The sequence below is a fragment of the Brevundimonas pondensis genome (assembly GCF_017487345.1).
Taxonomy (GTDB): Bacteria; Pseudomonadota; Alphaproteobacteria; order Caulobacterales; family Caulobacteraceae; genus Brevundimonas; species Brevundimonas pondensis.
Genome location: NZ_CP062006.1, coordinates 2,140,999 through 2,166,193, shown reverse-complemented (window position 1 = coordinate 2,166,193; position 25,195 = coordinate 2,140,999). Strand labels below are relative to the sequence as shown.

Sequence of the window (25,195 nt, the reverse complement as noted above, 5' to 3'; positions counted from 1 at the left end):
ATGGCAGACAATGTCGCAAGAGTACCCAGCGTAGCCTTTATCAACGCCGACGCCTTGGGGCAGGGCGCTGATGTTCTCAGGCAGAAGCAGGCGGCCACGGACACTGACGCAGGGCGCTATCGCCTGACGATCGAGGAAGGCCCCGGCGGATTTATCTACAAGACCCTGGATCGCGTCACCGGCGAGGTGATTCGTCAGCTGCCGCGGGAAGATGTGGTCAAGATGCGCCACAGCCCGGCTTACGGCCCCGGCGAACTGATCAGAACCAAGGTCTGATCGCCATTGACCTGGCTTGCTGCGCCGCCTTTTCGCAAGGAGGCGTCGCAGTCGTTTCTTCGCCGTTAACCATACGCTCAGGAATCAGAGACATTCTGGCGCCCAGAATTTGAACTGGGGCTAGAAGCCATGACCAACAGCGTTCTCACCAATGCCTCGGCGCTGATCGCGCTCCAGAACCTCAATTCGACCAATCAGAAGCTGGCGATGACCCAGAACCGGGTCAATACCGGCCTCAAGGTTCAGGGGGCCAAGGACAACGCCGCCACCTGGGCTATCGCTCAGAGCCAGCGCGCCGACACCGGTGCTCTGGAAGCCGTCAAGACCAGCATGAACCGCGCGACGTCGCTCGCTGACGTGTCGTTGGCTGCGGGCGCCCAGATTTCAGATCTTCTGATTGAGCTTCGTCAGAAAGCGACCTCGGCGGCTGATCCTTCGGCCTCCACCGCGACGCGCAAGGCTTATGACGACGAGTTTCAGGCCCTGCTGATCTCGCTGCAATCCTATGCGAACAACGCAACCTTCGACGGCGAGAATATCCTGGACGGCACCAGCACGACGGCGCTGGATTTTCTGGCCAATGTGAACGCCAGCGAGACCATCACCGTGAACCGTCAGGACATGACCCGCGCGGGCCTGGGCCTGGCCACGACGAACTTCACGGCGCCGGCCACGGCTTTCAATCTTCTGACGCCGGACAACGCCACCAACGCCCTGAATCAGGTCATCGCGGCTCTGGACACGGCCAGCGCGAACCTGGCTGAGCTGGGCGCCCAGGCCAAGCAGGTCGAAAAGCACAATATCTTTGTCGGCAAGCTGATGGACTCGCTGGAAACCGGCATCGGCAACCTGGTGGATGCTGACATGGCCAAGGAAAGCGCGCGCCTCCAGGCGCTGCAGGTTCAGCAGCAACTGGGCGCTCAGGCTCTGTCGATCGCCAACCAGGCGCCGCAGATCATCCTGTCGCTGTTCAAGGGCTGATCTATCTGACCAGTCGCGATGCGCCGTGGCCCAATGAGACGGGCGGCGGCCGTCGACGCGGCGTGGGGCGAGGCAGCAGCCCGTACAGGCTGGCCAGTCTCAGGATCATCCAACGCAGATACGACATGGGCGAGCATCCCTTGCCTGTGGCCGGTGAATAACGACGTCTAACCGTCGCCGTTCCGGGGCGATCTTAAACACTTCGTTACCGGGGGTGTTGCAGGCTGGACGACAGGAGTGCGCAGCCTGTGATCAACAACAGCTATCTTCTTGGAATGTACGGACTGTCGCCGATAGCCTCAGGCTCATCGGGGGCGGCTTCGTCGTCGAAGAAGCAGCCGACTGCGCCCTGGAGCCCGGCCGCCAAGCCGCCGACCGAATCCGAACTGCTGCGGGCCGCCCTGGGTGGGCGTCGTTTCTTCAACGAGGCGACGACCTCGCTGGATGTGAAGGGCGCATCATCGGGCGACTATCGCAAGATTTTCGCCATGTATCAGGGCCTTTCCATGCTGGAGGCCATTTCAGGCCGGGCAGGGGAGCGTGGCGTCAGCGCGCTCGAAAACGCGCAGCTTTCCAAGAGATTTGATGCGGGCATGGCCGAACTGTCGGCCTTCTTGCGTGATGCGAAATTCGAGGGCCTGCGGATGGTCGAGGGGGTCTCGGCCACCAAGGCCCAGACCGGCGCCGCTGTCGCGCGGGATTCAGCCAAGTATGTGACGGGCGCTGTCCATTCGGGATCGGTGAACGAGGAGGTCGCTGCTTTTCAAGGCGATGTGAAGTTCAGCATCACGGTCAGGACGACGGGTGGCGCGCAGTCGATCGCCATCGACCTTGCCGATATGGGCGGCAATCCGCGTACGCTTCAATCTGTCGTCGATCACATCAACGGCAAGCTGGAGGCCGCTGGCGTACAGACGCGCATGGGACGTGAACTGTTGCCGTCCGAGCCGCGCGTCATCAAGGCCGGCGACAAGACCGTGACCCTGCCTGCCGGCCCGGACCAGTGGGCGCTCAGCGTTCAGGGGGTGTCGTCGGAGGCTGTGAGCTTCGTTCCCGTTGCCTCGTCAGACGCAGTCTATGTGGTGCAGGGTGTGGGAACCGCCGGAGCACACAATGTGCTGAAATTCCAGGAAGGCGCCCCCAATGCGACGGGCGCGGCCTTCTGGGTGGATGGACAGATCGGCCAGTCCGGCTTGCCGGCGGGTGTCGAAACGGTTCGCGCCAGCGCCGTGGGACCGGACGGTTCAATGTGGATCGTCGCCGACGTCAGCGAAGGCGCATCCAACCAGCCGATCAAGGGACAGGCCGACGTTGTCCTGATGAAGCTCGATTCAGCCGGGCAGGTGGTGCTCAGCCGGGCCCTGGGCGCTGCATCGACCGCCAGCGGCTATGCGATTTCAGTCAGCGCCGACGGTCGCGTGGCCGTAGCCGGATCGGTTGTCGGGGCGCTCGAGCCCGGCGTGTCCGGCGCTTCAGCCAATGTCGCGGACAGTTTCGTGACCGTTTTCGACGCCAAGGGCGTGGAGCAGTGGACCCAACGCCGCGGCGCCAAGGCGGCGGACGAGGCGACGGCGGTGTCATTCGGCGCGGACGGCCGCATCTATGTCGCGGGCCGTTCCCAGTCCGCCATGTCAGGCAGCGTCGCCCTGGGCGGCTGGGACGGCTATGTTCAGGCCTTCAGCGAGACCCAGATCCACAGTCTGGCGCCGATCAGGGCGGTGGCCTCGGGCGTCGAGCAGTTCGGTACGGCGGGCGACGACAATGTCCAGGCGATGACCGTGGACGGAGGCAAGCTCTACACCGCCGGGGTCGAGAACGGACGCATGGTGGTGCGACGTTTCCAGATCGACGCGACAGGCGCGCCGACGCTGTTGTCCACGCGTGATCTCGGCGGAGCCGATGGGGGTGAAATCAGCGGCCTGTCGGTGGTGAACGGCCAGGTCGTGGTGGCCGGCGTCACCCGCAATCCGGGCCTTGATATCGGACAGGTCAACACGGCCCACGCCGGCGGCAAGGACGCCTTCGTGGCGGTGATCGGCGAGGATCTGATCGCATCGGGCGCCGATCGGTTGACCTATCATGGGGGCGCCGGAGACGATTCCGCCGCAGACGTGAAGATCGTTGACGGCAAGGTCTGGTTGACCGGGATTGCGGACCGTCCCCTGGGCGCCAAGGTCGAGGATCCGACGTCGGGGTATCTGGCGCGCCTGGACCCGCTGACCGGCGCGGTCGAATGGAAGCAGACGTGGACCGGCGCGAATGGTCAGGCGTCGCCGACCACCATCGCCGTGGCCGCGGGCGGAGCCAGCGTGCTGGACCGTCTCGGCCTGCCGCAGGGCGAGATTCCCCAATCTGATTCCAAGCAACTGGTGGATGTCACGGCCCTGCGGGCGGGGGATCGCTTTTATGTCACCTCGACGACGGGAAGGTCGGTCGCGGTGACGATCGACGCCAAGGAGACCTTGCAAACTCTGGCGCGCAAGATCGAGACCGCATCGGGACGGGCGCTCAAGGTCACGATCAAGACAGACCGGGACTATACGACGGGGCTGGACGGCGACACCAAGGTGACGGCGGGAGGCGTCCAACGTCTGTCCATCGCCTACGCCGATGGTCGCGACGGGGCGGTCCTGCAGGCGGGGGAGGCGGGGCGAGACGCCCTGGCGGCTCTTGGCCTGACTCCCGGCTATATCGGGCCTTCGAGCAGCGATCTTAAGACCTTTGGTCTGGATCTGCCCAAGACGCTGGGCCTGCGCGACGCGGATGCGATCAAACGCTCCAACGAAAAGCTGCGCGCCGCGATGGCGACCTTGCAGACCGCCTACAGGTCGCTGGCCCCCAAAAGCACCACGCCAGCGGTTACCGGCGAGGTTCCAGCCTATCTCAAGACGCAACTGGCCAATTATCAGGCGGCGCTGGCACGACTCACAGGCTAGTGGCGGCGAGCCCTGCTTTAGGTTGACGCGTGCGGCGTCGCCGGGGTTATTGGGGCCATCATTGGCGTCGAGTCCCGTATGGCCCTTCCGAAAGACAATCGCACCGTCCTGCTGGTCGGGGGCGGCCTGGCCGTCGTCGCGGCCGTGGCGGCCGCCCTGGTGTTCAGCGGTGGACGCGACCGACCCACCGAGGCGCCGCCTGCGTCGCAGGGCGGTCTGACCATCGATCTGGCCGAGGCCCCGACGCTGGAGCCTGCGCGTGAACTGCGCTGCTTCGTTGACGGCCAGTTCGTCGGCATGGCCACTCTGGCGGACTGTGCTCGGCGCAACGGCGTGGCCACCAGCGCCCTGGACGTGGGTCTGGACGCCACAGGCGCCCTGGCCGCCGCGCCGACCGCGGCCTTCGCCCCGCCGCCTGAACTGCCCGCCGAGCCGACCGTCGAGGTCGCTCCGGTCGAGGAGGGCGCGTCGCCGGCCGAAGCCGCCCGTCCGGCGCCGGCTTCGACCTCGGCCACCGCCTGTCTGCGCCACACGGGCTCGGAATGGCGCGCCATTTCCAACGGCATGAGCCTGGGCGCCTGCGTTCAGGCCCTCTACGCCGGTGTTTGCGTCCGTCCCGGCGAGGCCCAGTACGGTCGCTGGGGTGACACCACCCTGCGTCTGGTGCCGCGTCGCGTTGAGCAATCGAACGACAACAGCCGCTTCCGCACCCTGGCCCAGCAGGATCGCAACTGTCAGTTCCCGGAGCTGGGCCGATGAGCCGCAAGACCGTCGTTTCCACCGCTGCTATCGGCCTTCTGGGGTTGAGCCTCGCCGCCTGCGCGCCGAAGGGCCTTGAAGCTCCGACTGAACCGGGCGTCTGCTATCACGTGGTCCTGTCTGAGGACGGCAAGTCTGCGCCCCTGGTCAATGTCGTCGCCCGCGATCAGCCGCAGATCGAGTTCTGCGCCGCGCGGCTTGAGGAAATGCGCCTGCGTTTCCTCAGCATGGGGGGCAACAACCGCGACATGATCGGCGCCTATCAGGGGCAGTTCATCTTCATCGACCGGGCGGGCGTGAAGTTCGGCCGAACCCTGGAAGGGCAGCGCTTCTTCGCCCTGGCGCGGACTGGCGACGGGCGCCTGGCCATTCCGGGCGCCATTCAGCGCGAGATCGACGGCCGTCCCGTCGCCGTCGCCCCCTAACTGGAATTCCCGCCCGCTCGGGTGTGAACAAAACTGGAACATTCTGTCGGTATCCGCTAGGGATCGACGGCAAGAACATAAAAGGACATCGGTCATGGCCGGCAGCGTCAACAAGGTCATCCTCATCGGCAATCTGGGCCGCGACCCGGAAATCCGCACGCTGAACAGCGGCGACCGTGTCGCCAACCTGCGCATCGCCACCTCGGAGCAATGGCGCGACAAGGCCACCGGCGAGCGCAAGGAAAAGACCGAGTGGCACGCGGTCGTCATCTTCAACGAGAACATCGTTAAGGTGGCCGAGAACTACCTGAAGAAGGGCTCGACAGTTTACATCGAGGGCTCGCTGCAGACCCGCAAATACACCGACGCCCAAGGCGTCGAGAAGTACTCGACCGAGATCGTGCTGCAGCGCTTCAATGGCCAGCTGACCATGCTGGGCGGTCGTAATGACAGCCAGGGCGGTGGCGATCGCGGCGGCTACGGCGGCGGCCGCAACGACGACGACTACTCCTCGGGCTTCTCGACCGGCGGCGCCAACAAGCCTTCGGGTCCCAAGGAAAGCTATGATCTGAACGACGACATTCCGTTCTAAGGCGATCTGAGAACTCAGGTGGGCCGGGGGGCTTGCTGTTGCCGCGACGAGCCGGTCGCGCCGTCCTTTCCGGACGAGCGGCCGCTGGTCGTGTTTGACGGCGATGGCGCCCTCCGTCCCCATCCCGCGCGGACCTTGCTGAAGCATGGTCCGCGTTTTTCGTCTGGCGCCGACGCAACCAGGGCTGCGGCAAGCCCTGTTCATCCATTTCAGTTTGTCGCCTGACACGTCCAGCCGCTTTCGAAAGCGGGCATCACGCGCATCAAGGAACGGCTTCTGGAGGGGAGGCGTAAATGAGCGATAGACGACAGGTTCTCGTTCTCGGGGCCAACGGCTTCATCGGTTCGCATCTGGCCGCCGCGCTGTCGCGCGAGGGCTGGCGGGTTCGCGCGGGCGCGCGGCGGCCCGCCGAGGCCGCCCGCCGGGCGCCGACGTTCGACTGGGTCTGCGCCGACTTCGCCAGCTTGACCTCGGTCGAGGCCTGGGCGCCGCTGCTGGACGGCGTCGACGCCGTGATCAATTGCGTCGGCGTCTTGCAAGACGGGGCGGGGGACAGCACTCGGCTGGCCCACGTCGAGGGGCCGCGCGCCCTGGTGCGGGCTTGCGAGCGTGCCGGGATCAGGCACCTGATCCACATCTCGGCCGTGGGGGCCGACGAGGCGGCGGGCACCGCCTATGCCCGCACCAAGGCCGAGACCGAGCGTCTGGTCGAGGCCAGCGCTCTGAACTGGCTGATCCTGCGGCCTTCGCTGGTGGTGGACCGCACGGCCTTCGGCGGCACGGGTTTGATCAGGGCGCTGGCGGCCTTCCCTCTGTTCAGTCCCGTCGTCGGCGGCGACCAGACCTTCCGCCCCATTGCTCTGGGCGACCTCGGCGCGGCCGTTGTGGCGGCATTGAAGCCTGACGCGCCGAGCCGTGAGACCTTCGACATGCCGGGGCCGGAGGCCGTGACCATGGTCGAGACCGTGCGCCTCTATCGCGGTTGGCTGGGCCTGCCGTCCGCGCCGGTGGTCCGGGTTCCCCGCGCGCTCGCGGCGCCGGCTCTGGCGATAGGCGACGGGCTGGGACGTATGGGCTGGTCCTCGCCTATCCGCACTACGGCCATGCGCCAGATGGATCATGACGTGTCCGGTCGGGACAGCGGCTGGGCCGAACGTCTGGGCGTGCCGGTGCGCGGCTTCTCGCGTTTCCTGGCCGAGACCCCGGCTTCGGTTCAGGACGTCTGGCACGCGCGGCTGTGGTTCGTGCGGCCCATCTCAATCATGACCCTGGGCCTGTTCTGGCTGATCACCGGCCTGATCAGCTTCGGGCCGGGCTGGAGCGGGGCTCTGGCCATCCTGCACGAAGGCGGTTTCGGGCGCTGGGCGGGGCCGATCGCCTGGTGGGGCGCCTTGCTGGACGTGGTGCTGGGGCTGGCCCTGTTCGTGCGGCCGTGGACGGCGCGGGTGGCCATCCTGATGTGCCTGTCGACCATTGGCTACCTGATCGCCGGGACGCTCAGCCTGCCGCACTACTGGATCGATCCGCTCGGGCCGTGGCTGAAGGTGCTGCCGATGATGGCCTTGTGCCTGTTCGTGGCGGCGACGGACGCGAGGCGTTGATGACCTATCTGATCCTCAAGGTGATCCACATCCTGTCGGGCGCGGTCCTGTTCGGCACCGGGGCCGGCATCGCCTTCTTCATGCTGAGGGCGCACGCTACGAAAGACCCGCGCACGGTCGCTTCGGTCGGACGGATCGTGGTGCTGGCCGATTTCGTCTTCACCGCCAGCGCCGTGGTGGTGCAGCCGATCAGCGGTCTGGCCCTGATCCACCTGCAGGGCTACGCCCTGACCGAGCCCTGGCTGATGGCGGCCTACGCCCTCTATGTCCTGATCGGCGTCTGCTGGTTGCCGGTGGTCTGGTTCCAGTGGCGCATGGTTCAGCTGGCTGAGCGTGCGGCTGAGGAGGGGGCGTCTCTGCCGCCCGCCTATCACCGCCTGTTCCGGGCCTGGTTCATCCTAGGCTGGCCGGCCTTTGCGGGCGTGATCGGCATCTACGCCCTGATGGTGGCCAAGCCGGTCTTTTGAGTGACGAAAAGAGCGGTCATCGAACGTGACGGGCCTTTCACAGCGGCCTGTGGCATCAGGTCACGGTGTCCAGCCATCGTCATTCCCCGCTGAGTCTGCTCGAGATCGCCGCCATCATCGCGGTGATGCTGATCTGGGGCGTCAATAACGCCGCCGCCAAGATCGCGACCGAGGTCATGCCGCCGTTGATGGTTGGGGCGCTGCGTTTCGCCGTCGCCGCCGCCTGTCTGGTCTGGTTCGTGCGGCCGCCCTTTCCGAACTGGAAGAGTCTTCTGATCATCGCCGTCGTGGGCGGCCCGATCCACTATGGCCTGATCTATCTGGCCTTCTGGCTGGCCCACGACGTCAGTCCGGTGACGGTGGCGACCCAACTTTGGATACCTCTGACTTCGCTGTTCGCCTTCCTGCTGCTGGGCGAGCGGATTTCGCGGACGGCGACCATCGGTCTGGTCATCGCCTTCGTCGGGGTGGCCTGGATGACGCTGGACCCGCACGCTCTGCAGGACTGGAAGGCGATCGCGGTCGGGGCCTTGGGCGCCTCGGCCTGGGCGCTGACGACGGTGATCGCGCGCCGCACCACCTCCATCCCGCCGCTGAAGATGCAGGGCCTGCTCGCCCTGATGGCCTTTCCCGCGCTGACCGTCGGATCGTTGCTGTTCGAGACGGGGCAGTGGGAGGCGGCGCAGATCGCGCCGCCCATCGTCTGGGGCACAGTGGTCTGGGCCGGGGTGATTTCGTCGGTGTTCGCGACCAGCCTGGTCTTCTGGCTGGTGCAGAGGCGCGAGGCCGGGCGGGTGACGCCCTATCTGCTGGGCTCGCCCCTGGTCTCCATCCTGATTGGCTGGCTGTGGATGGGCGACGTGCTGACGCCGCAGATCCTGACCGGGGTGGCGATCGCCCTGATCGGGGTGGTGACGGTCGCCCTGGGGGAGCGCGGCCTGCGCGCCGGCGCCCCCGCCAAGGTTTGACGCTGGTTACTGTGCGCTGAGGACGGCGCAGGCCACGCGGTCGCCCGCGCCGCCGATGGGCTGGCTGTTGTGGTCGTCGGGGTTGGCGTGGATCACCAGGGCCGAGCCGTCGGCGTCCCACAGCCACTGGCCGGGGCCGTCCTGGCTGATGCGGGCCTTGGTGGTGAAGAACTCGCCATGGGCGCTGCCGTCGGCGGCGGCGTAGAGGTTGGGCAGGTCGCCGTCGTCCGGGCCTTGGGCGTTCAGCAGGCCGTGGGGCGTCTTCGGGTCCGTGTGGTTGATGTGGGCGCCCGCCGAGGTGAAGGGGGCGGCGCACTGGCCCGTGGCGTGGATGTGGATGCCGTGCCAGCCGGGCGTCAGGCCCGTCGCCTCGACCTTGATCAGCAGGCCGGTGGCCCCCTGCGTCAGCGTCGCCTTGCCGATTTCAGCGCCCTGGCCGTTGATGATCGACGCCTGTCCCGTCTGGCCCGGCGTGGCGCGCGGAATCATGGCGGAATGGTCCATGGCGGCGGCCTGGCCGTGCGCGCCGTGACCCATGGCGGCATGGTCATGGCTTTGAGCGGAAGCGCCGGCGGCGAGCAGCGAAGTCGCCGCGACGGCGGTGAGGGTGGCAGCAGTCAGACGCATGGTTTTCCTGTCCTTTTAGGCATGGGGATATCCGCGGCGTTTCTTTGCCACAACGCCCCCCGGATGCTAGAAACCGGAACAGCGGATCACGTTCCGATTCCGGCCATTTAAAGCCTGATTTCCTTGACCGACGACAGCTACGACAACGCCGCACCTTCGGCGCCCGGCGACATCTCCATCATCACGATCGAGGACGAGCTGAAACGCTCTTACCTCGACTACGCCATGAGCGTCATCGTCAGCCGCGCCCTGCCGGACGCGCGCGACGGTCTGAAGCCTGTTCACCGTCGCATCCTCTACTCGATGCACGACCTGAACATGACGCCCGAGCGGTCGTATTCGAAGTGCGCGCGCGTCGTCGGCGACGTGCTGGGTCGCTTCCACCCGCACGGCGACGCGTCGGTCTACATGGCCTTGGTGCGGATGGCGCAGCCCTTCTCGATGGGGCTGATGCTGGTCGACGGTCAGGGCAATTTCGGCTCGGTCGACGGCGATATGCCGGCCTCCATGCGTTACACCGAGGCCAGGATGGCCCCGGCGGCGGTGGCCCTGCTGACCGACATCGAAAAAGACACGGTCGATTTCCAGCCCAACTATGACGAGAAGGAGCTGGAGCCCGTCGTCCTGCCGGCGCGGATTCCGAACCTGCTGGTCAACGGCGCGGGCGGCATCGCCGTCGGCATGGCGACCAACATCCCGCCGCACAACCTGGGCGAAGTCGTCGATGCGGCGGTGGCGCTGCTGGACAATCCCGACATGGGCGACGAGGCTCTGCTGGACATCGTGCCCGGCCCCGACTTCCCCACGGGCGGCGAGATCATGGGCCGCACGGCGCCGCGCAACGCCCTGCGCGACGGACGCGGCTCGGTCATCGTGCGCGGCAAGGCCTCGGTCGAAGAAATCCGCAAGGATCGCGACGCCATCGTCATCACCGAACTGCCGTTCCAGGTGAACAAGCAGACCCTGATCGAACGCATCGCCGAAATGGTGCGCGAGAAGCGTCTGGAAGGCATTTCCGACGTCCGCGACGAGTCCGACCGCCAGGGGATGCGGATCGTCATCGAGCTGAAGCGCGACGCTTCGGGCGATGTCATCCTGAACCAGCTGTTCCGCTATACGGCGCTGCAAAGCTCGTTCGGCGTCAACATGCTGGCGCTGAACCATGGCCGTCCCGAGCAGATGGGCCTGCGCAAGCTGTTGGAGCTCTTCCTCGAATTCCGCGAGGAAGTGGTCGTCCGCCGCGTCAAGTTCGAGCTGGCCAAGGCCCGCGACCGCGGCCACGTCCTGGTCGGTCTGGCCGTCGCCGTCGCCAATATCGACGAAGTGATCCACATCATCCGCAGCTCGGCCGATCCGGCGGAAGCGCGCGAACGCCTGCAGGCCAAGGCCTGGCCGGTCGGGGACATGATGGCCCTGGTCGAGCTGATCGCCGACCCGCGCACGGTCCTGGTCGAGGGCGACAAGATCCGCCTGACCGACGAACAGGCCCGCGCCATCCTGGCCCTGACCCTGTCGCGTCTGACCGGCCTGGGCCGCGACGACATCTTCGGCGAGGCGCGCGGCCTGGCCGACACCATCCAGGGGCACCTGACCATCCTGTCGGACCGCGCCAATGTCCTGGCCATCATTCGCGAAGACCTGCTGCTGGTGAAGGATCAGTTCGCTGTTCCGCGCCGCACCCTGATCGGGGAAGGCGACGCCGAGATGGAGGACGAGGACCTGATCCCGCGTGAGGACATGGTCGTCACCGTCACCCACGGCGGCTATGTCAAGCGTGTGGCCCTGAACGCCTATCGGACCCAGCATCGCGGCGGCAAGGGCAAGTCGGGCATGACCATGAAGGACGAGGACGCCATCACCGGCATCTTCTCGGCCTCGACCCACACCCCGGTCCTCTTCTTCGCCACCAACGGCAAGGCTTACAAGCTGAAGACCTGGCGCCTGCCGCTGGGCAACCCGCAGTCACGCGGCAAGGCCTTCGTCAACCTGCTGCCCATCGAGCCGGGCGACAGCATCATGAACGTGCTGCCGCTGCCGGAAAACGAGTCCGAGTGGGACAACTACGACATCATGTTCGCCACCAAGTCCGGCGACGTGCGGCGTAACAAGCTCAGTGATTTCGCCACGGTGAACCGCGCGGGCAAGATCGCCATGAAGCTGGAAGACGGTGACCGCATGGTCGGCGTGGCCATCTGCAACGCCGACGACGACATCCTGCTGACGACGAAGTTGGGCCGAGCCATCCGGTTCAAGGCCGATGACGTGCGGGTGTTCAAGGGGCGGGATTCGACCGGGGTGCGCGGCATCCGTCTGCAAGGCGACGACGAGGTCATCTCCATGGCCGTCCTGGGCCGCGTGGACGCTTCGCCGGAAGAACGCGCCGCCTACGTCAAGCACGCGAACGCCATGCGCAAGGCGCTGGCCGGTGCGGACGCGGACGAAGAGGTCGCTGTGGTCGAGGCGGACGACGAGGACGTGGCGGACGCCGCCCTGTCGGTCGAGCGCATCGCCGAACTGGGTGCGGCCGAGCAGTTCATCCTGACGGTCACGGAAACCGGATTCGGCAAGCGGTCCTCGGCCTATGAGTATCGTCGCACGGGTCGCGGCGGGCAGGGGCTGACGGCCCACGGCCTGGGCGGTCGCGCGGGCACGCGTCTGGCCGCCGCCTTCCCGGTCGAGGAGAGCGACGACCTGATGCTGGTCACCGACGGCGGCCAGATGATCCGCACCCCGGTCAGCCAGGTCCGCATCGTCGGCCGGTCCAGCCAGGGCGTGACCATCTTCCGCACCGGCAAGGACGAGAAGGTCGTTTCGGTCGAGCGTCTGCCCGACTCGGGCGGCGACGACGACGGCGCTGACGAAACCGTGGCGGACGAGGGCGGCGAGGGCTGATCGGCCCTCAAGGCGGCATGACGGCGGGCATGGCTGACGTTCTGATGCAGATCGACGGTCGGCCCGCCGGCGCCGCCGACCTGGGCTGTTTCGTCCTGTCCAACTATGGCGCCTTCACCTCCATGCAGGTGGAGGACGGCGGGGTGCGGGGCCTGGACCTGCATCTGGCCCGGCTGGAGGCCGAGGCCGTCGAACTGTTCGGCGTGGCGGTGCCCGAGGCCCTGCTGCGCGAACGGATGCGACAGGCGCTAGACGGACGGGCGGGCCGGTTCAGCCTGCGGGTCAATCTGTTCTCGGACGCCATCAGCCTGCGGGCGCCAGATGCGGCGGTTCAGCCGCGTGTTCTGACCACGCTGTCGCCGCCGGCTGCGCCGTTGACGACGCCGCTGCGGCTTCAGACCCAGGTCTATGCCCGCGAAGTCCCGCATCTGAAGCACGCCGCCACCTTCGGCCTGACCCGGGCGCGGCGCCTGGCGGTGCAGGGCGGTTTCGACGACGCCCTGTTCGTTGACGGCGGGGGGCGGATTTCGGAAGGCTCCATCTGGAACATCGGCTTCGTGCAGGGCGACACGGTGGTCTGGCCCGAGGCTCCCATGCTGGCGGGAACGGGGCAGGCCCTGTTGCAACGCGGGATAGCGGACCTCGGTCTGAATAGCGTCACCCGCCCAGTCCATCTGTCCGATCTGGCGGATTTCGACGCCGCCTTCATCTGCAACAGCGCCACGCCCGCCTGCGCGGTGGCGGCCATCGACGGCCATGCCTTTCCTCCCGCCGAGGCCGTGATCGCGCGGCTGATCGACGCTTGGCGATCAAACCCACGTCAGAAAATCTAGGCCGTTGATTTCGCACCTGCTAAACGGATCGAAACGCGGGGAGGCGAAGGCCATGCGCATCGGACTGTATCCGGGGACTTTTGACCCGGTCACGAACGGCCACATGGACATCATCGGGCGGGCCATCAAGCTGGTCGACCGCCTGGTCGTCGGGGTGGCCCAGAACGACGACAAGGGGCCGCTGTTCTCGACCGCTGAGCGCGTCGAGATGCTGAAAACCGAGGTCGCGCGCTTCAACGCCGACATCGAGGTGCGGCCCTTTTCCAGTCTTCTGATGCATTTCGCCGAGGAAGTGGACGCCAATGTCATCGTGCGCGGCCTGCGCGCGGTCGCGGACTTTGAATACGAGTTCCAGATGACGGCGATGAACCAGCGCCTCAACAGCGACATAGAGACCGTGTTCCTGATGGCCGATCCGCGCCATCAGGCCATCGCCTCGCGGCTGGTCAAGGAAATCGCCCGTCTGGACGGCGCGATCGAGAGCTTCGTCAGCCCGGCGGTCGCCGCCCAGGTGCGCGCCAAGGTGCAGCGCTAGAATTCAGGATAGAGATGAACCTAAAGATGTTTCTGGCCGCCGCCGCGGTCTCGATGATCGCGGGCGGCGCGGCTGCACAATCTGTTGGTGAGTGGCGCACCGTGTCGCCTGACAACCTGTTGGTGATCGACACCTCCAAGGGGCGGGTTCTGGTCGAATTGGAGCCGCGCGCCGCGCCGAACCACATCGAGCGCATCCGCACCCTGACCAACCGCGGCTTCTATGACGGGTTGAAGTTCCACCGCGTCATTCCGGATTTCATGGCCCAGACCGGCGATCCGCAAGGCACCGGCGCGGGCGGCAGCGATCTGCCGGACATCAAGGGCGAGTTCAGCTTCCGCCGGGGCCGCGACAGCGGGTTTGCGCCGGTCGAGAACAGTGGTCCGGGTTTGCGCGGCATCATGGGCAGCCTGCCGATCACGACCCAGCCGGACGCCCAGATGTTCGTCACCGCTGATCTCAAGGTTGGGGCCGGCGGCCTGTTCTGCCCTGGCGTGGCGGGCATGGCGCGGGCCGGTTCGCCTGACAGCGCCAACAGTCAGTTCTTCCTGATGACGGGTCAGAATGATGCGTTGAACGGCGGCTATACCACCTTTGGCCGAGTGGTTCAGGGACTGGACGTGGTCAAGTCTCTCAAGACAGGCAGCGAGGCCGAGGACGGCAAGGTCGCCGATCCTGACACCATGACAAGGGTGCAACTGGCCTCGGCCATGCCGGAAGGCCAGCGCCCGACCGTGCGCGTGGCCGCGCCCGGTTCGGCGCCGTTCAACGCCGCCGTCGAGGCCGCCCGCGCCGCGCGGGGCGCCCAGTTCGGCATCTGCGACGTTCAGCCGGTGGTCGAGGTCACCGGCGGCTGATTATCGACCTTGGGGAAGGGGACGAGGATGCGCGTTTCAACAGCTTTGGCGGCAGCGGCCGTCCTGATGGCGGCGGGTGGGGCGGCCTGGGCGCAGGAGGCGGCGCCGGCCGTCGCGGCGGCGCCCGCCGTGGCCGCAAGCCAATGGCGTAATGTGTCGCCTGAAAACCTGTTGGTGATCGACACCAACAAGGGCCGCATCCTGGTGGAGCTGGCCCCTGAGGTCGCGCCGGGCCATGTCGAGCGCATCCGGTTGCTGGCCGGGCGCGGCTTCTTTGACGGCCTTCTGTGGCACCGGGTCATCGACCAGTTCATGGCCCAGACCGGCGACCCGCTGGGCACGGGCGAGGGCCAGAGCGCCTGGCCCGATCTGAAGGCCGAGTTCACCTTCCGCCGTGACGGGCAGACGCCGTTCACGGCTGTCGCCGCCCCCGCCGGGGCTGTTCTGGGTTTCCTGCATTCGCTGCCGGTCCAGACCCAGCCCGACGCCTTCATGGCCACGACGGCGGATCACAAGGTTCATGCCTGGGGCCTCTATTGCCCCGGCGTCGCCGGCATGGCGCGGGACGATGCGCCGGACAGCGCCAACAGCCAGTTCTTCCTGATGCGTCAGCCCTATCCGTCGCTGGACAAGCGCTACACCATCTGGGGTCGGGTGGTGTCGGGGCTGGACGTGGTGCGGGCGCTGAAGTTCAGTCCTAACCCCGACGGGATTGTCGCCGGTCCTGACAGCATGACGCGCGTTCGTGTGGCGTCAGACCTGACCGAGGCTGAGCGGCCCACGGTGCAGGTGCTGGATACGGCCTCGCCGCAGTTTCGCGCCCTGGCCGAGGCGGCGCGTCAGGCCAGGGGAGCCGACTTCTCGGTCTGCGACATCGACCTGCCTGTTCAGGTGGCTGGAGCAGCGCCCCCCGCCTGATTGCCAGCCTGGGCTGAGCGGCCCCGACGACGGCGTCGGCGGGGCTTCTGCCGGTCCTCGCGCATCCTTTGCAGCAGCAGGCCCTCGCGCAGGCCACGGTCGGCGACGCGCACGCGTTCGCACGGCCAGGCGCGCTGCACGGCCTCAAGGATGGCCGCGCCCGCTAGCACCAGATCGGCGCGGTCGGGGCCGATGCAGCTTTCCGCCGCCCGGCCCGCCGGCCCCAAGCGCTTGAGCCGCAGGGCGGCCGCCTCGCAGTCGCCACGCGTCATCCACAGCCCGTCGACCAGATCACGCTGATAACGGCGCAGGCCCAGGTGGATGCCGGCCAGACTGGTGATGGCGCCCGAGGTGCCGACCATGTGCACCCGTCCGCTCTCGAACAGGGTGCGAACCTGCTCGTCGCTGGGACCGCCGATGGCCAGGTGAGCGCCCACGTCGGCGACCATGGCTTCGTACCAGGCCTCGGTGTTTCCGACGGGTTCGGGGTGGCGTTCAGCCAGGGTGACAACGCCCAGAGGCGCGGACATCCAGCCCTTGCTTTCAAAGCCCCGCGCGCCGCGCATCATCCACGAAAGCTCGGTCGAGCCGCCGCCGACGTCGATGACCAGCACCGCCTCGGCTCTGGGGTCGAACAGGTTGAGGCAGCCGGCGACCGAGAGGCTGGCTTCCTCCGCCGGGTCGATGATCCTGAGTTTCAGTCCGGTGCCGCGACGCACCCGGTCGATGAAGGCCTGGCCGTTGTCGGCGGCGCGGCAGGCCTGGGTGGCGACGGCGGTCAGGCGGCTGGCGTCCAGACCCTTGCGGGCCACGCGCTCGGCGCACAGGGCCAGGGCGTCATAGGCCCGGTCCATGGCGCGATCGTCCAGCCGTCCGGTAAGCGACAGGCCTTCGCCCAGCCGCACGATGCGGCTGAAGCTGTCCACCACCCGGAACCCGTCGCGCGACGGACGCGCGATCAGCAGGCGGCAATTATTGGTCCCCAGGTCGAGTGCGCCATAGAGGGGCGCATCGCGACCGGAAGCCCCTGAATCGCGGGACTTCGTGGGCTGGGACCGCGCGTCGCGCCGTGCAGGCGCGCCAGGGGTCTCCGGCATGGGCCGAGCTTTCATGTGGGCGGTCCGAAGCGGCGCCCGTCCCGGTCAGGTTAGACCGGGCTTTATGTCCAAGCCAAGACATTCTGTCGCAGAGATGAACGGCGCGGATGCATCCCCTTCAACCGGCGGCGCGTAATAGGGAAGCATGACCCAGGTTCACACAGCCCGGTTCGGCCTCGGACAGATCGTCCGGCATCGCGACCACGCCTTCCACGGTCTGGTCATGGATGTGGACGCCACCTATGCAGGCCCGGCCGCAGAGACGGGCGCGGTCGCCAGCGACCAGCCCTTCTATCGTATCCTGATCGCCGACACGGACGGCGGCGTCATCGCCTACGCCGCCGAAGACTCCCTGGTGGCCACGCCGGAGATCGAGCCCCTGTCGCCCGAGGCCGAGCGGGAGTGGTTTACCATCGACGCCCAGGGCCGCCACGCGCCGCGCTCGCAAAGGCTGCAATAGACGTGCGTGACGGCGGGCTGATGCCGCGCTAATCTGCCCGCAACGGCCGTCAGAGCCGAGAGGAGCGTTCCCATGTCCGATTTCGAACACGTCTTTGAAGCCCCGCCCGAGGGCGCCGCCGCTGACTGGACCATCCCCCAGAACTGGGCGGCCTATACCGACGTCGAACACGAGACCTGGAACACCCTCTACGCCCGGCAGATGAAGATCCTGCCCGGCCGCGCCTGCGAGGCCTATATGCGCGGGCTGGACGCCCTGGACCTGAACATGGGCGGCATCCCCGACTTCGAGGTGATGAACCCCAAGCTGCAGGCTCTGACCGGCTGGACCGTGGTCTGCGTGCCGGGACTGGTGCCGGACGACGTCTTCTTCGACCACCTGGCCAATCGCCGCTTCGTCTCGGGCCAGTTCATTCGCAAGCCGGACCAACTGGACTACTTGCAGGAGCCAGACATCTTCCATGACGTCTTCGGCCATGTGCCGATGCTGACCGACCCCGACTTCGCCGCCTATATGGAGGCCTATGGCAAGGGCGGGCAGCGGGCGCAGTCGCTGGGCATGCTGAAGAACCTGGCGCGGCTCTATTGGTACACGGTCGAGTTCGGCCTGATGAAGGAGGCCGACAGCCTGCGGATTTACGGCGCGGGCATCGTCTCCTCGGCGACCGAGAGCGTCTTCAGCCTGGAGGATGCCTCGCCGAACCGTCTGGGCTTCGACCTGGAGCGGGTGATGAAGACCCTCTATCGGATCGACGACTTCCAGCAGGTCTATTTCGTCATCGACAGCATCGAGGCGCTGAAGGAAGTCACGCTTCAGGACTTCGGGCCGATCTATGAGCGTCTGCAGGGCGCCGAGGACCTGCCGATCGAGGCGGTTTTGCCGAGTGATCGGGTCTTCACGTGCGGGACCCAGGCCTATGCCCACAAGGGCGGGCGGTTCGCGGCCTGATCAAGGCTGGCTGAAAACAGAGTCCAATTCGTCTGAATCGTCTGAAATCTCCTCCCTGGCGCGGCTCGGGAGGAGAGTGTGGCGCGGGACGAAGGGCAGGCGCGCTGATTGGCGATTACAGAGTCGCGCGGGTTGAAAAGTTAGACCTTTCTGGCGCGAGTTATGATTCCGGTTCCGCTTTCCTCCCCATGAAATGGGGAGGGGGTCCGCAGAGCGGTGGAGGGGCCTTCATGTCCAAGCGGCCCCTCCGTCTCGTCGGCTGCGCCGTCGATCCACCTCCCCATTTCATAGGGAGGAGAGGTGAAATCAGTCCCTTTGGAACGGGTAGAAGTCGGTCCCCAGACCCAGAATCCCCGTCAGTTCGTCCAGGGCCCCACGCGTTTCGTCCAGCAGGGCGGGGTCGGCCAGGTCGTGGGCGGTCAGGCTGTCGCGATACCAGCGCGCGCCCCAGACGCTGAGGGCGCCGTGCAGTTCGTCGGTCAGGCGCATGGCGGGGTTGGTCGCGGCCAGCTCGTCATCGGTCAGGACCACCCGTAGACGCAGGCAGGCGGGGCCGCCGCCGTTCCTCATCGACTGGCGCACGTCGACATATTCGACCCGGCCGATGGGGCCGTTGGAGGCGGCGATCCGCTCGGCGACCGCATGGCTGCGGGCGTTGTCGCGCGTCTCGGTGGGGCAGATCAGGGTCAGGCGGTCCTCGCCCGGAACCTGGATCAGCATGGAGTTGAACAGATAGGAGCTGATGGCGTCGGCCAGGGGCAGGTCGGCGGCCGAGACCTCGACGAATTGCGGCTCGAACAGGCCGTCGGCGGCGCGGCGGATGGCGGCCTTGGTCGCGTCCGTGTCCTCGAACGCCAGCTCGTGGAAGAAGAGGGTGTCCAGGGCGCCGACGCAGACCACGTCGTTGTGGAAGGTCCCGCCGTCGATGGCCGTGCGCGACTGCTGGGCCAGGACCGGGCGGCCGGCTTCATGGCGGCGAACGATCGTCTCGGAGGCCTCGCGCGTCTGGCGGGCGGGGAAGCGGCCCTCCCAGGGCTCGAAGGCTTCGCGGCCCCAGACCAGCAGATTGACCCCGCGACCGCCGTGCGTGGCGCACAGGCGGACGTGGTTGGCGGCGCCTTCGTCGGCCAGATGGGCCACAGCGGGCAGGGCGTCATGGACAGCGAACTTACTCGCGTCCGGGAAGAGGGCGTCCAGCGCGCGCTTCGTCTGCTGGTGCTCCAGCGAGCGGTGCAGGTTGGTGTGCAGGTTGGCGGGGGTGAAGTGGACCCGGCCGTCGGCGGCGTCGGCGCTTGGGGTCACCGTCGCGGCGTTGGCGGCCCACATGGGCGAGGCCGAACAGGCGGCGGCGGCGAAGGCCGGCGCGTCACGCCAGGCCTTGGCCAGCACGGTCCTGTCGTTTCCTGAGAAGCCGAGCGAGCGCAGGAAGGGGATGTTCGGCCGTTCGTGCGGCGGCAGGACGAACTGCGGCAGGCCCAGGTCCGCCAGCCGTTTCATCTTGTCGAGGCCCTGCAGCACCGCCGCACGCGGGTTCGACGCCTCGCCCTTGTTCAGGCTGGAGGCGAGGTTGCCCGGCGACAGGCCCGCATAGGAGTGGGTCGGCCCGATCAGACCGTCCGCGTTGGCTTCGATGGCCTTCATGCGTCCTTCTCCCCTTGAGGGAGAAGGTGGGCGCTGAAAGCGCTCGGATGAGGGGTGACGGCGGCGCCGTTCCCAATCATCCGGGACCTTGAGTTCGATCTATCAATCATGCCGCACACACCCCTCATCCGTCTCGCTCCGCGAGCCACCTTCTCCCTCAAGGGGAGAAGGAAGTCAGCGCAGGCCCTTGATTTCGCTTTCAATGTTCTTGACCGCGCCGGCCTCGAAGCTGGCGACCGGGTAGGCGCAGTAGTCGGCGGCGTAGTAGGCGCTGGGGCGGTGGTTGCCGGAGGCGCCGAGGCCGCCGAAGGGCATGTCGCCCGCCGCGCCGGTGGTCGGGCGGTTGAAGTTGACCACGCCCGCGCGGATGCGGTTGATGAAACGGTCCCAGAGCTTCGCGTCGTCGCTGACCAGACCGGCGGACAGGCCGTATTTGGTGGCGTTGGCGGCGGCGATGGCGGCGTCGAAGCTCGGGACGCGCAGCACCTGCAGGAAGGGGGCGAACATTTCCTCATCCTCGACCGCGACGCCGGTGACGTCGATGATCGCGGGCTTCACGAAGGCGCCCGGCAGGTTGTCGACCGGACCGGAGGCGCGGATCACGCGCGCGCCCGCGTCGATGCGTTGTTGCAGGGCGGCGAGGGCGGCGCTGGCGGCCTTCTCCGAGATCAGCGGCCCGGCGTAGGGCTCGGGATCGCTGTCCCAGGGGGCGAAGTTCAGGCGGTCGGACATGGCGGCGACGGCCTCGACGATGGCGTCGCCCTGGGCGCCTTCCGGCACGATCAGGCGGCGCGCGCAGGAGCAACGCTGGCCAGTGGTGACGAAGGCGGACTGGACCACGATGCCCGCGACGGCCTCGGCGTCGGCGGCGTCCCAGACGACCAGCGGGTTGTTGCCGCCCAGCTCCAGCGCCAGGATGACGTGGGGGTCATCGGCGAACTTGCGACGGAAGTGCGCGCCCGCCGCGCCCGAGCCCGTGAACATCAGGGCGTCGATGGGTTGATCCAGCAGGGCTGCGCCGGTGTCGCGCCCGCCCTGCACCATGTTGAACACGCCCTTGGGCAGGTCGGCGGCCTCGAGGCATTCGGCCATCAGCTGGCCGGTCAGGGGCGTTTCCTCGGACGGCTTGAACACGACCGTGTCGCCCGCCAGCAGGGCTGGGACGATGTGACCGTTAGGCAGGTGGCCGGGGAAGTTGAATGGGCCGAGCACCGCCGAGACGCCGTGCGGGCGGTGACGCAGGGTGGCGCGGCCGAAGGCGGTTTCGCTGCTGCGCTCGCCGGTGCGCTCGTCATAGGCGCGGATCGAGATATCGACCTTGCCCGCCATCGAGGCCAGTTCGGTCTTGGTCTCCCACAGGGCCTTGCCGGTTTCGCGGCTGATGGCCTCGGCCATTTCGGGGGCGCGCTCCTTGAGCACCGCCTGATAGCGCTTCACCGCGTCGATGCGGTCCTGACGCGGGCGGTCGGCCCAGTCGGGGAAGGCGGCGCGGGCGGCCTCGACGGCGGCGCCGACCTGTTCGATGGAGGCGGCTTCGCCTTCCCAGACGGTTTCGCCGGTGGCGGGGTTGGTGGAGGTGAAACGGGTCATGGCGGGTACTCGGTTCAGGATTTCACGCGGACGACAGCGCCGTCCTTGATCTTCAGGGCGGCGGCGACGTCGGGGGTCATGCGGACCACGTCGCCGTCGACCAGGACGCGGGCGCGGACGGCGCGGAAGGCCGAGACGCTGTCGGTCGAGACGAGGCTGGGCAGTTCGACCTCGACCTCCTTCTCGATCCGGGCGGTCAGGACGCGGGCGTCGCGGACGGTGCGGATGTTGTCGCGGCCGCAGGCGACGGTCGGACCGGCGTCGAAGATGTCGACCAGGCCATTGGGGCGGAAGCCCTCGGATTCCAGCAGGGCCATGGCGGGCACGCCCTGCGGGTGAACCTTGCCGATCACGGCGCGGGCTGGTTCGGGCAGCAGGTCGATGTAGATGGGGTGGCGGGGGGCCAGGTCGAGAATGAACTGCTTGTCGGTCGAGCCGCTCATGCGGTCGGCGTCGTCGAAGTCCATCGGGAAGAACTTGTGCGCCACATGGTCCCAGAAGGGGCAGTAGCCGTCGGGGGTGAAGACGCCGCGCAGTTCGGCCAGGACGTTGTCGGCGAACAGGTCCGGCTGCGCCCCGATCAGCATGTAGCGCGACTGGCTGAGCAGGCGCCCGGCGCCGCCCTTGCGACGGTCGGCCTTGAGGAAGAGAGAGCCGACCTCGGTCCAGCCGGTGCATTCGTTGACCAGAACCAGGGTCTGGTGGTTCAGCTTCATGCCCAGTGAGGGAGACTGGACGGTGTTGTTGACCACGCGGAAGCTGAAGAAGGGCCGCTTCAGCCCCACGGTGGCCTTGACCGAGCCGACGCCGTCGATATCGCCCGTGTCGCCGTCTTCCAGCATCAGGGTGTACCAGGCTTCCTGCGGCGGAATGCGGCCCTCGAAGCTGGCCTGGCTCAGTTCCAGCCGTTCGCTCAGGACGTCGGCGTCTTCGGGCAGGCTGGTGAAGCCGGGGCCGGACAGGATGGCCAGTTCGAGCAGGTGATGAAGGTCGGCGGGGCCGGCAGGGCGAACAACGAGCATGCGGTTACATGGTCTCCAGTCGGAGCTGTTTCAGTTTCAACGCGTCAATCTCGCCTGAGGCGATCTTGCACAGGATCAGGGCCGACAGCTGCGCCCGTTCGACGAAGCTGGCGGGCCAGGCGAACTCCTGATCCGAATGGATCTCGCCGCCGACGACGCCAAGGGTATCGACATTGGGCAGGCCCGCGGCGTGCAGGTTGTTGCCCTCGCAGACGCCGCCCGACGGCTTCCAGGCGATGGTCTGGCCCAGCAGGTCGCCGGCGTTGCGCACGGCGTGGAACAGGGCGGTCTGGCTGGCGTCCATCGGCTTGGGCGCGCGGGTCATGCCGCCGTGCAGGTCCAGGGTCAGGCCGGGGAAGGGCGGCTCGGCGGCGAGGTCGCGCACCGTCTCGTCGATCCAGGCGGCGCTCTGGGCGTCCGGGACGCGAACGTTGAAGCGCACCACGGCGTTGTCGGCCACGACGTTCAGCGGGCCGCCGCCGGCGATCTTGGCCACGTTGACGGTGACGCCCTCGCGCTGGCCGTTCAGGCCGTGCAGGCGGGCGGCGATCATGGCCGCGCCGGCCACCGCATTGGCGCCCTCGTGGAAGGCGCGGCCCGCGTGGGCGGCCTTGCCCGTGACGATCAGGTGGAAGTTGCCGCTGCCCTTGCGTTCCCCCGCCAGGGTCCCGTCGGACAGGGCGGGTTCGTAGGTCAGGCCGACGTGGCCGCGGGCGCCCAGTTCCGCCAGCAGGGGGGCCGAGGCGGGCGAGCCGATTTCTTCGTCAGGGGACAGGAGGACGGTCCAGCCGACGCGGGCCTTGTGGGGGTGGGTCTCGAAGGCCTCGAGCGCGGCCAGCATGACGCTGATCCCGCCCTTCATGTCGGCGACGCCTGGCCCGTTCAGGGCGCCGTCGTCGCGCATGACGACGCGCTGGAAAGCGCTGTCGGCGGGAAAGACGGTGTCGTAGTGGCCGGTCAGGACGACCTGGATCGGGGCCTCGGGCCGGGCGGTGATCTTCAGGCAGTCGGCGTAGCTCTCTGCGATCACCGCGCCGTTGTCGGCCACGGTGGTGGAGCCTTGGGTCGGCACGCGCTCGACCGTCGCCGTGTCGAAAGCGGCGCGCGCCGTGGCGTCCAGAACGTCGAGAACCCGCGCCAGCCCTTCGGCGTGGCGGCTGCCTGAGTTGATGTTGGACCAGTCGATGGCGCGCTGGACAATGGCGTCGCCTTGGGCCGCGACGTGATTGAGCACGGCCTGATCTTGAGGTTCGATCCGCATGACGACGACCCTAGACGGGGGCGGGGCAAAGGTGAAGGCGGGGCGGTTTCTCGCTCACGGACTTGGGAAAACGGGAGCGGGCGGGATAGGTTTGCCGCCGCAGTCTAGGAGTCGCGCATGAACCGTCGTTTCAGCTTTCCCAACCCCTTCGGTCCTGTCGATTCGGGTTCGACGGCGCAGGCGATGGCGCGCCTCAGCGCCCTTGCCTTCTGGTTGTGGGCGGCGACGGGTCTGATGCAGGCGGGACTGGTCTGGTACGCCTCGGATGCGAGCTATGCCGAGTTTCGCGGGGCGACGACAGGGTTCGCGGTCTTCTTCGCCCTGACCGCGGGCCTGCTGGGATGGATGCAGTGGCGACGGCCCAACCGTATCCTGCCGGTTTTCGGCCTGGCCTGGGCGCTCTATGAGTTGAGCTCGTTCGGGGTCAGTCTGCTGGTTGGGGCGCCGCTGGGGGTGGCGGGCGTGCCCGGCCTGGGGCGGATGATCGCGGCGACGGCGATGCTCGCGTGTGTGGTTCTGCATGTCGGCGGCCTGCGCGGCGCGACGGCGCTGGCGCGGTTTGCCACGGCGCCGCTTGCCTCTAAGAGGTAGGACTGAACAGCCGGGGGGCGATGATGAACCAGAATGTGAAACTGTGGCTGCGCGCAGCCAATCCCTTCACGCCGCCGCGCGGCATGGCCGAGGCGCAAAGGGCGGCGCGGGTGGGGGCGGTGGCGCTGGGGATTGAGGCCCTGGCGTCTGCGATCTCGAGCATTCGAACCATGGCTGATCCCAGCTACATGCGGGACTTGATGTCGCAGCAGTTCGCGCAGATGCAAATACCGGCCAAGGAACTCGAGTTCCAAATGGCGATATTCGATGCGATGCGGCCCATGATGGCGATGCTCAGCCTCGCGATCGTCGTGCTGATGGCCACGGTCGCTGTGGTGCAATGGCGGCAGATGACCCGCAGCATCCCCATCGCCATGCTGCTGTTTGGCGCCTACTCCATCGTGACGACGATCGGTGTTCTGGCGTTCGGGTTCTTTCCGAAAGGCGCGATGGACGGCTGGGCGATGTTTAGTTGGGCGCTCTTCGCTATTCTTTCGCTGCCCGTGATCGCGTCCTATCGAGGCGCGACCGCCCTTGAAAAACTGAAACGGACCTACTGATGACCGTCACGATTTTCCACAATCCGAAATGCTCGACCTCGCGCAAGGCGCTGGAGCTGCTGCAGGAGAAGGGCGTTCAGCCGGTGGTGGTCGAATATCTGAAGACCGGCTGGGATGCGGCGACGCTGGACCGGCTGGCCCAGGAGACGGGCGTCGGTCTGTCGGGGCTGCTGCGCAAGCGCGAGGCGAAGACGGGCGAGTTGCTGGAAAGCGGCGCGTCGGATGAGGTGATCCGCGCGGCCATGATCGCCGAGCCGGTGCTGGTCGAGCGACCTATCGTGCAGAGCGACAAGGGCGCCCGGATCGGGCGGCCGGTCGAGAGTATTCTGGAAGTTTTGTAGCGGGCTATCGACCCTCT

The 25,195-nt window shown here is 67.3% G+C and carries 25 protein-coding genes; 19 read left to right on the top strand and 6 right to left on the bottom strand.

Features of this window, described 5'->3' with window-relative positions; translation table 11 throughout:
- The 9 genes from IFE19_RS10845 (at position 1) to IFE19_RS10805 (ending at position 9,005) form a co-directional block, all read left to right on the top strand.
- Positions 1-276: a hypothetical protein gene (locus IFE19_RS10845; protein ID WP_207822211.1), complete on the top strand. Its 276-nt coding sequence runs from the start codon at positions 1-3 to the stop codon at positions 274-276.
- Positions 277-405: 129 nt separating this feature from the next.
- The gene (locus tag IFE19_RS10840; RefSeq protein WP_207822209.1) at positions 406-1,257 is read left to right on the top strand and encodes a flagellin; all 852 of its coding nucleotides are present in this window, start codon (positions 406-408) and stop codon (positions 1,255-1,257) included.
- A 248-nt stretch (positions 1,258-1,505) separates the two neighbouring features.
- Positions 1,506-4,193 (top strand): NHL repeat-containing protein, encoded by a 2,688-nt coding sequence (locus IFE19_RS10835; RefSeq protein WP_225910246.1) that lies wholly within the window; start codon positions 1,506-1,508, stop codon positions 4,191-4,193.
- A gap of 78 nt (positions 4,194-4,271) precedes the next feature.
- Entirely contained in the window at positions 4,272-4,952 is a 681-nt protein-coding gene (locus IFE19_RS10830) for a hypothetical protein (RefSeq protein ID WP_207822207.1), read from the top strand.
- Complete coding sequence (locus IFE19_RS10825; RefSeq protein WP_207822206.1) at positions 4,949-5,377, top strand: hypothetical protein; 429 nt, start codon at positions 4,949-4,951, stop codon at positions 5,375-5,377. The genes IFE19_RS10830 and IFE19_RS10825 overlap by 4 nt, the downstream gene beginning before the upstream one ends.
- 94 nt (positions 5,378-5,471) lie before the next feature.
- A complete protein-coding gene (gene ssb, locus IFE19_RS10820; RefSeq protein WP_207822205.1) occupies positions 5,472-5,969 on the top strand; it encodes a single-stranded DNA-binding protein in 498 nt (165 codons plus the stop codon).
- A gap of 293 nt (positions 5,970-6,262) precedes the next feature.
- Entirely contained in the window at positions 6,263-7,570 is a 1,308-nt protein-coding gene (locus IFE19_RS10815; protein ID WP_207822203.1) for an SDR family oxidoreductase, read from the top strand.
- Positions 7,570-8,037 (top strand): DUF2269 family protein, encoded by a 468-nt coding sequence (locus IFE19_RS10810; RefSeq protein WP_207822201.1) that lies wholly within the window; start codon positions 7,570-7,572, stop codon positions 8,035-8,037. Before IFE19_RS10815 ends, IFE19_RS10810 begins: the two co-directional genes overlap by 1 nt.
- A gap of 125 nt (positions 8,038-8,162) precedes the next feature.
- The gene (locus IFE19_RS10805) at positions 8,163-9,005 is read left to right on the top strand and encodes a DMT family transporter (protein ID WP_404822169.1); all 843 of its coding nucleotides are present in this window, start codon (positions 8,163-8,165) and stop codon (positions 9,003-9,005) included.
- A 6-nt stretch (positions 9,006-9,011) separates the two neighbouring features.
- Here IFE19_RS10805 and IFE19_RS10800 read toward each other — a convergent pair whose 3' ends face one another.
- Positions 9,012-9,542, bottom strand: a complete 531-nt coding sequence (locus IFE19_RS10800) for a superoxide dismutase family protein (RefSeq protein ID WP_404822168.1) — start codon at positions 9,540-9,542, stop codon at positions 9,012-9,014.
- A 213-nt stretch (positions 9,543-9,755) separates the two neighbouring features.
- Here IFE19_RS10800 and gyrA point away from each other — a divergent pair, with 213 nt between their 5' ends.
- The 5 genes from gyrA to IFE19_RS10775 are packed head-to-tail and all read left to right on the top strand — an operon-like array spanning position 9,756 to position 15,667.
- Complete coding sequence (gene gyrA / locus IFE19_RS10795) at positions 9,756-12,524, top strand: DNA gyrase subunit A (protein WP_207822195.1); 2,769 nt, start codon at positions 9,756-9,758, stop codon at positions 12,522-12,524.
- Between the two features lie 29 nt (positions 12,525-12,553).
- Positions 12,554-13,357: an aminotransferase class IV family protein gene (locus IFE19_RS10790; RefSeq protein WP_207822193.1), complete on the top strand. Its 804-nt coding sequence runs from the start codon at positions 12,554-12,556 to the stop codon at positions 13,355-13,357.
- Positions 13,358-13,409: 52 nt separating this feature from the next.
- Positions 13,410-13,892 carry a pantetheine-phosphate adenylyltransferase gene (coaD, locus tag IFE19_RS10785; protein ID WP_207822191.1) on the top strand — a complete coding sequence of 161 codons (483 nt, stop codon included), beginning with the start codon at positions 13,410-13,412 and terminating at the stop codon, positions 13,890-13,892.
- A 14-nt stretch (positions 13,893-13,906) separates the two neighbouring features.
- Positions 13,907-14,749 carry a peptidylprolyl isomerase gene (locus IFE19_RS10780; protein WP_207822189.1) on the top strand — a complete coding sequence of 281 codons (843 nt, stop codon included), beginning with the start codon at positions 13,907-13,909 and terminating at the stop codon, positions 14,747-14,749.
- 27 nt (positions 14,750-14,776) lie between these two features.
- Positions 14,777-15,667 carry a peptidylprolyl isomerase gene (locus IFE19_RS10775; protein WP_207822187.1) on the top strand — a complete coding sequence of 297 codons (891 nt, stop codon included), beginning with the start codon at positions 14,777-14,779 and terminating at the stop codon, positions 15,665-15,667.
- Here IFE19_RS10775 and IFE19_RS10770 read toward each other — a convergent pair.
- Positions 15,637-16,764, bottom strand: coding sequence for a Ppx/GppA phosphatase family protein (locus IFE19_RS10770; protein ID WP_207827567.1), 1,128 nt, complete (start codon positions 16,762-16,764; stop codon positions 15,637-15,639). The genes IFE19_RS10775 and IFE19_RS10770 overlap by 31 nt on opposite strands.
- A gap of 145 nt (positions 16,765-16,909) precedes the next feature.
- On the opposite strand from IFE19_RS10770, the gene hspQ reads away from it, so the two are divergent.
- Both hspQ and phhA read left to right on the top strand, forming a co-directional pair.
- Positions 16,910-17,224 (top strand): heat shock protein HspQ, encoded by a 315-nt coding sequence (hspQ, locus tag IFE19_RS10765; protein ID WP_207822185.1) that lies wholly within the window; start codon positions 16,910-16,912, stop codon positions 17,222-17,224.
- Positions 17,225-17,296: 72 nt separating this feature from the next.
- Positions 17,297-18,172, top strand: a complete 876-nt coding sequence (phhA, locus tag IFE19_RS10760; protein WP_207822183.1) for a phenylalanine 4-monooxygenase — start codon at positions 17,297-17,299, stop codon at positions 18,170-18,172.
- Between the two features lie 306 nt (positions 18,173-18,478).
- Here phhA and astB read toward each other — a convergent pair whose 3' ends face one another.
- From astB to IFE19_RS10740, 4 genes are all read right to left on the bottom strand, one after another.
- A complete protein-coding gene (gene astB, locus IFE19_RS10755; protein WP_207822181.1) occupies positions 18,479-19,813 on the bottom strand; it encodes an N-succinylarginine dihydrolase in 1,335 nt (444 codons plus the stop codon).
- A 174-nt stretch (positions 19,814-19,987) separates the two neighbouring features.
- Positions 19,988-21,403: a succinylglutamate-semialdehyde dehydrogenase gene (gene astD, locus IFE19_RS10750; protein ID WP_207822179.1), complete on the bottom strand. Its 1,416-nt coding sequence runs from the start codon at positions 21,401-21,403 to the stop codon at positions 19,988-19,990.
- Positions 21,404-21,417: 14 nt separating this feature from the next.
- Positions 21,418-22,425 (bottom strand): arginine N-succinyltransferase, encoded by a 1,008-nt coding sequence (locus IFE19_RS10745; RefSeq protein ID WP_207822177.1) that lies wholly within the window; start codon positions 22,423-22,425, stop codon positions 21,418-21,420.
- Positions 22,426-22,429: 4 nt separating this feature from the next.
- Positions 22,430-23,686: a hydrolase gene (locus tag IFE19_RS10740; protein ID WP_207822175.1), complete on the bottom strand. Its 1,257-nt coding sequence runs from the start codon at positions 23,684-23,686 to the stop codon at positions 22,430-22,432.
- Positions 23,687-23,803: 117 nt separating this feature from the next.
- Here IFE19_RS10740 and IFE19_RS10735 point away from each other — a divergent pair, with 117 nt between their 5' ends.
- Genes IFE19_RS10735 through arsC form a run of 3 tightly spaced genes read left to right on the top strand, consistent with a single transcriptional unit; the run spans position 23,804 to position 25,178 of the window.
- Positions 23,804-24,277 carry a hypothetical protein gene (locus IFE19_RS10735; protein WP_207822173.1) on the top strand — a complete coding sequence of 158 codons (474 nt, stop codon included), beginning with the start codon at positions 23,804-23,806 and terminating at the stop codon, positions 24,275-24,277.
- A 23-nt stretch (positions 24,278-24,300) separates the two neighbouring features.
- Positions 24,301-24,837 carry a hypothetical protein gene (locus IFE19_RS10730; protein WP_207822171.1) on the top strand — a complete coding sequence of 179 codons (537 nt, stop codon included), beginning with the start codon at positions 24,301-24,303 and terminating at the stop codon, positions 24,835-24,837.
- On the top strand, positions 24,837-25,178 hold the full coding sequence (gene arsC, locus IFE19_RS10725) for an arsenate reductase (glutaredoxin) (protein ID WP_207822169.1): 342 nt from the start codon (positions 24,837-24,839) through the stop codon (positions 25,176-25,178). Before IFE19_RS10730 ends, arsC begins: the two co-directional genes overlap by 1 nt.
- Positions 25,179-25,195 lie beyond the last annotated feature (17 nt).